The organism is Ventrimonas sp. (assembly GCF_048380235.1).
Lineage (GTDB): Bacteria > Bacillota > Clostridia > Lachnospirales > Lachnospiraceae > Brotaphodocola.
In genome coordinates, this window is sequence record NZ_DBFCCJ010000016.1 from 24,916 (window position 1) to 31,171 (window position 6,256).

Consider the following 6,256-nt stretch of genomic DNA (forward strand, 5'->3'; position numbering starts at 1 on the left):
GATCTCCTTTCTTACAGAACGCCCTTCGTAGACAGAACGTCTATGATGCGCGCATCATAGCGGGTGGCACTGTCCAGTGCCTTCGCAAAAGCCTTGAAAGCGCCCTCAATGATATGATGGTTGTTGATGCCGCTTAACTGCTTTACATGCAGGTTCATCTCTGCGCCGTAAGATACCGCATAGAAAAACTCGCGGATCATCTCTGTTTCCAGATCGCCCACCTTTTCCCGGTCCAGATTTAAGTCATACACCAGATACGGACGTCCGCAGAGATCCAGAGAACACAAGAGCAGCGCCTCATCCATGGGAAGGATCATGGTACCGTAGCGGACGATGCCTTTTTTATCTCCCACAGCCTCTTTGATCGCCTTTCCCAGCACAATGCCGGTATCCTCAATAGTATGGTGGGTATCGACCTCCAGATCTCCGTCCACCCGGAGACTTAAATCAAACAGCCCATGCCGCGCAAAGCCGTTTAACATATGGTCAAAAAAGCCAATGCCGGTATGGATATCTGCTTTTCCGGTTCCGTCCAGATCCAGGGTCAGGCAGATTTTTGTTTCTTTTGTATTTCGTTCAATCGTTGCGCAGCGTGCCATAATACAGTTCCTCCCTCTTATTCAAAGCGGACACGGACGGAGTTGGCATGTGCGGTCAGGTGCTCTGCCTCTGCAAAGCTTTCGATATCCGTGTGTACCGCCTCGAGCGCTTCTCTGGAATAATAGATGATGCTGGATTTCTTGATGAAATCGTCTACGCCGAGAGGGGAGAAGAATTTTGCGGTTCCGTTGGTCGGAAGCACATGGTTCGGGCCTGCAAAGTAATCACCCAGCGGCTCAGAGCTGTATTCGCCCATAAAGATGGCACCGGCATTCTGGATCTTGGTCATGACCTCAAACGGGTTCTTTGTCACGATCTCCAGGTGCTCGGAAGCAATGGCGTTGGCAGTCTCAATAGCATCCTCCATGGAATCCGCTACCAGAATGTAGCCGTAGTTCTCTAGGGATTTCTCCAGGATTGCCTTTCTGGACAGCTTCTGTACGAAGGCTTCTGCCTCTGCGGATACTTTTTCTGCCAGCTCCATGCTGGTGGTAACCAGAATTGCGGATGCCAGCTCATCATGCTCAGCCTGGGACAAAAGATCGGCAGCCACAAAGCGAGGGTTTGCGGTCTCATCCGCCAGTACCAGGATCTCACTCGGTCCGGCAATGCTGTCGATGCTCACATGGCCATACACGGCCTTTTTCGCCAGAGCAACAAAGATGTTGCCCGGTCCTACGATTTTATTGACACGCGGAATGGATTTCGTGCCAAATGCCAGAGCTGCGATGGCCTGGGCACCGCCCACCTTATAAACCTCAGTGGCACCGGCCAGGTGTGCCGCGATCAGGGTCACCGGATTGACCTTGCCGTCTTTTCCCGGCGGAGTCACCATGACGATCTTTTCAACTCCGGCCACTTCTGCCGGGATGATATTCATCAGCACAGAAGACGGGTAAGCAGCTTTGCCGCCAGGCACATAAACACCGACACTGGAAAGTGCAGTTACCTTCTGTCCGAGGATGGTGCCGTTCGGCTTGCTGTCAAACCAGCTGTACTGCTTCTGTTTTTCATGGTATTCCCGGATGTTTTTCATGGATTTCTTCATGACTGCCAGAAGGTTCGGATCAACCTGGGAAAGAGCCTCCTGGATCTCAGCCTGAGTCACGCGGATGTTGTCTGCAGACAGCTCTGCTCCGTCAAATTTTTTTGTATATTCAAAAAGGGCTTCATCACCTCTGGCGCGGACATCGTCTACGATTGCCTGTACGGTGTCCTCATAGGCGCTGTAGTTATTTGGGTCACGCTTTAATAAATCTGCAAGGATGTTTGCCCTGCTCTGTTCATTTAATTTGATGATTCTCATGGTTTCTTATGCCTCCTGGATCAGATTTTTTAACTGCTGAATGATCTTGGTGATACGCTCATGCTCCCGTTTCATACTGACCTGGTTCACCACCATGCGTGCGGAAAGCGGGCAGACTTCTTCCAGTACGGTCAGGCCGTTCTCCCGCAGTGTAGAACCGGTCTCTACGATATCTACGATGACCTCGGAAAGGCCAACGATGGGTGCCAGCTCAATGGAACCGTTTAGCTTGATGATTTCCACTGTCTGGTGCTTTTTATTATAGAAGTAATCCTTTGCGATGGCCGGGTACTTGGTAGCTACGCGGATGAGCTCATGGTGCTGCAGCAGCTCCCGGGCCGATTCGGGACCGCACACACACATGCGGCATTTGCCCAGTTTTAAGTCCAGCACCTCGTAAAGCTTTCGTCCCTCTTCCAGGATTGTATCTTTTCCTACAATGCCGATATCGGCTGCGCCATACTCTACATAGGTCGGCACGTCATTGGCTTTTGCAAGAAAAAAACGATACCCAAGTTCCTCATTGGTGAAGATCAGCTTTCTTGTGTCCTTGGCCTTCATCTCTTCACAGGTAATGCCGATCTTTTCGAACAGATCCAGCGATTTATTTGCCAGCCGTCCCTTGGCCAGCGCAAATGTAAGATATCTCATAACGGCCAGTCTCCTTTAATGAATGTAATCCCGAACAGTTTCGGTGTATGCCTGACTGACAGAAACGCCTGTTTCCGTATCATAAACCACTGCAGTACTGCCATCTGCAGGAAGGCTGATGAGGCGGTGCATCTGGAACCGTCTTGCGTAATCCAGATATGCGTCCATGGTCTCCGCCTCCGTTCTTGGCGTAAGCTGTGCCGGGATTCCGGCATTGCGGAACTGGCACGCCAGGCGGATTGCCTTATCTCTTGCCTGCTGATCATACAGGATGATCGTGTCATTCATTTTGACATCAATGCGGATCTTCTGTCTGGAAAGCGCCAGAAGGAGCTGGTCTGCCATGATGGCAAAGCCGACTGCCGCTGCCTTTTTTCCGAACTGCTCCAGCAGCTTGTCGTACCGGCCGCCTGCCACAATATATTCGCCGGTTCCGTAGGTGTAGGCCTTGAAAATAATACCGGTATAATAGGAATATTTGCTCAGCATGCCAAGGTCATAGGAAACGTAATCCCCAAGACCGTAGCTGTCCAGGATCTCCTGTACCTCCTCCAAACGGCGGATAGCCCCAAGGGCACGCGCATTGGTCGTCATGGATTTTGCCAGACGGATCTGGTCAATGTCTCCGAACAGCTCCGGAAGCTTCAGAAAGAGCTTTTTTAATTCCGCACCCATGGTCTGCTCGGATAAAAGCTCCTCCACGCCAAAATAGTTTTTATTTTCGATGAGGATACGAAGCTTTTCCTGCGTCTCCTCGTCCATACCGGATTCCTCCACCAGTCCGCGGTAAAATTCCACCTGGCCAAGTTCTACCTGGAACTCCTTTAAGCCGGTTTCCCGCAAGGCATCAATGACCATGGCGATCATCTCTGCATCCGCATCTGCTGTGTCATCTCCGATCAGCTCGGCGCCGGTCTGGGTGGATTCCTTTAAACGGCCCTGATAACTGGTTCCATTGATGAAGGTCGGCCCAAGATAACAGAGACGCAGCGGTTTTGTCTCATCCATATAATACTTTGCAACGCAGCGGGCAATGGGAGGTGTCATATCCGGACGGAGCACCAGGGTGTTGTTGTCCCGGTCAAAAAACTTGTACATGCCCTGACTTCCCACACTTCCGCGCTCTTTCTTGAAAATATCAAAAAACTCAAATACCGGCGTTTCAATGCTCTGATATCCGTAAAGGCCGAACACATGCTGGATCTTCTGCTCCACCGCAAGCTTTCTGGCACATTCCTCCGCATAAATGTCACGCACACCCTCCGGGGTATGCAGTAGCTGGTTGTTCATGTTCATAATCCCGTCTCCAATGCTTTGTTGTGGTAAAGTGCTAATTCATTAACGTGGTTTTAATTATAGGAGAAAGTATCTGAATTGTCAATCAATATCTTGTTTTTGTTTTGGCACTTAACCCTATTGTAAATCCTCATTCCGGCTCCGTCAAATACATTCCGGTTATATATATTAGTAATTTTTATATATAATGCCAGTTGTATAAATATAGTGATATATGATACACTGAGTCTGTATTTTGCACACATGACACGATTACATACAGATTGGAAGGAGTTTAACAATCATGGGAGGTTTTTTTGGAGTAGTATCAAAACACGACTGTGTGATGGATCTGTTTTTTGGTACAGACTATCATTCTCACCTTGGAACACGCCGCGGCGGAATGGCCGTCTATGGAGAAAACGGATTTCAGAGGAGTATTCATAATATAGAAAATTCCCCGTTCCGGACAAAGTTTGAACGGGATGTAGAAGAGCTTTCCGGCAATGCCGGAATTGGCTCCATTTCGGATAATGAGCCGCAGCCGCTTCTGATCCACTCTCATCTTGGAAGCTACGCCATCGTTACCGTTGGCAAGATCAACAATGAAGCAGAGCTGATCGATCATGCCTTCAAAAACGGACACATTCATTTCATGGAAATGAGTGGCGGACGCATCAATGCCACAGAATTGACTGCAGCCATCATCAATCAGAAGCAGAGTCTGGTGGAAGGACTTTTGTATGCCCAGGAAATGATCCAGGGTTCCATGACCATTCTCCTCCTGACCCCGGATGGCATCTACGCTTCCAGAGACCGCTATGGACGTACTCCTCTGACGGTTGGACAGAAGGATGAGGCCTGCTGTGTTTCCTTTGAGAGCTTTGCCTATATCAATCTCGGATATCACGACTGCTATGAACTGGGACCAGGTGAGATTGTTCACGTGAGCGCGGACGGTGTAACCCAGCTTTCCGCTCCGCGCAAAGAGATGAAGATCTGTTCCTTCCTGTGGGTTTATTATGGCTACCCTACCTCCAGCTATGAAGGAATCAACGTAGAAGAAATGCGTTACCGCTGCGGACAGATCCTGGCAGACCGGGATCTCGGATGCCATGGGTGCAGCCACTGTCCGGGACATGAAACTGCAGCTGGTTCCGGCAGCCAGGCTCCTCTGGGCAGCAATCTGCCAACAGCGCACAGCAACACCGATGCCCAGGTTTCCGATGCTGCTGACATTTCTGCTGAGCAGAACACCACCAGCGCACCGGCCGACACCATTCACCCGGATATTGTTGCAGGCGTTCCGGATTCCGGCATCGCCCACGCCATCGGCTATGCCAACGAGTCCGGCATCCCGTTTGCGCGTCCGTTCATCAAGTACACCCCAACCTGGCCGCGTTCCTTCATGCCGCAGAACCAGAGCCAGAGAAACTTAATCGCGAAGATGAAGCTGATCCCGGTCGGCGCGCTCATCCGCGACAAGAGCCTGCTCCTCATCGACGATTCCATTGTCCGCGGAACCCAGCTTGGCGAAACTACTGAGTTCCTTTATCAGAGCGGCGCCAAAGAAGTCCATATCCGCCCGGCCTGCCCGCCGCTTCTCTTCGGATGCAAGTACTTAAACTTCTCCCGATCCAACTCCGAACTGGACCTGATCACCCGCCGCATCATCCGCGACCGGGAGGGAGACAACGTATCCGAAGAAGTCCTCGCCGACTACGCCAACCCGGACAGCAAAAACTATCAGGAGATGGTCGAGGAAATCCGCAAGCGCTTAAACTTCACTACCCTCAAATTCCACCGGTTAGATGATCTGGTGAAATCCATCGGACTGCCAAAGGAATGCCTGTGCACATACTGCTGGGACGGACAGGAATAAAATTGCAATATTGAGACGTAACCACATAAGGTCCGAAGGTTCGGTCAGACCATACAGAATAAGCAGATGCTGTGAAATTTTGTACTTCATTCGCTCCGCCGCCTATTGCCAGACCTGCGAGCAAAACTCGCGTGCTCTGCACGCTCAGACAATGCTCTCCGGTCTGGCGCTATGCTCGCTCATGAAGAAAATTCCAACGCATCTGCTTATTCTGTATAGTCTGACCGAACCTTCTACTGTATTGGTTATTCTACGATAATAATAAACGCAGCCAGAACGTTGCTGACGAAAGCCTGTAAATCCGGCTTTTATCTAATCGTAGTGTTCGAGCTGCGTTTTCTTTTTATGGCAGAGTTAATATAGGCTGTAGCTTCTATTTTTTGTAGCAGGGCCAATAAAGTAGGAAGTGAATGAGACCGCCTTCCGGGATTTTCAGCATATCAGGTGTTTGCATCTTGAACACACGTGTACGAATGCAGCGGATGTAGTCCGATGCAGGCGAACGCGTGTTGTGAGAGCAAGCAAACAACGATATGTGAAAA

Annotated in this window: 5 protein-coding genes; 1 reads left to right on the top strand and 4 read right to left on the bottom strand. The window is 50.3% G+C overall.

The genetic code is table 11. The features are described 5' to 3' along the window. Nucleotides 1-11: 11 nt before the first annotated feature. The 4 genes from hisB to hisZ are packed head-to-tail and all read right to left on the bottom strand — an operon-like array spanning nucleotide 12 to nucleotide 3,847. The gene (gene hisB / locus ACMP1L_RS02360) at nucleotides 12-599 is read right to left on the bottom strand and encodes an imidazoleglycerol-phosphate dehydratase HisB (RefSeq protein WP_418451909.1); all 588 of its coding nucleotides are present in this window, start codon (nucleotides 597-599) and stop codon (nucleotides 12-14) included. Nucleotides 600-616: 17 nt separating this feature from the next. Next, entirely contained in the window at nucleotides 617-1,906 is a 1,290-nt protein-coding gene (hisD, locus tag ACMP1L_RS02365; protein WP_418451910.1) for a histidinol dehydrogenase, read from the bottom strand. Nucleotides 1,907-1,912: 6 nt separating this feature from the next. Then, the gene (hisG, locus tag ACMP1L_RS02370) at nucleotides 1,913-2,557 is read right to left on the bottom strand and encodes an ATP phosphoribosyltransferase (RefSeq protein WP_418451911.1); all 645 of its coding nucleotides are present in this window, start codon (nucleotides 2,555-2,557) and stop codon (nucleotides 1,913-1,915) included. A 15-nt stretch (nucleotides 2,558-2,572) separates the two neighbouring features. Further along, a complete protein-coding gene (hisZ, locus tag ACMP1L_RS02375; protein WP_475544508.1) occupies nucleotides 2,573-3,847 on the bottom strand; it encodes an ATP phosphoribosyltransferase regulatory subunit in 1,275 nt (424 codons plus the stop codon). Nucleotides 3,848-4,136: 289 nt separating this feature from the next. Here hisZ and ACMP1L_RS02380 point away from each other — a divergent pair, with 289 nt between their 5' ends. Continuing rightward, nucleotides 4,137-5,714 (top strand): amidophosphoribosyltransferase, encoded by a 1,578-nt coding sequence (locus ACMP1L_RS02380; RefSeq protein WP_418451912.1) that lies wholly within the window; start codon nucleotides 4,137-4,139, stop codon nucleotides 5,712-5,714. Nucleotides 5,715-6,256 lie beyond the last annotated feature (542 nt).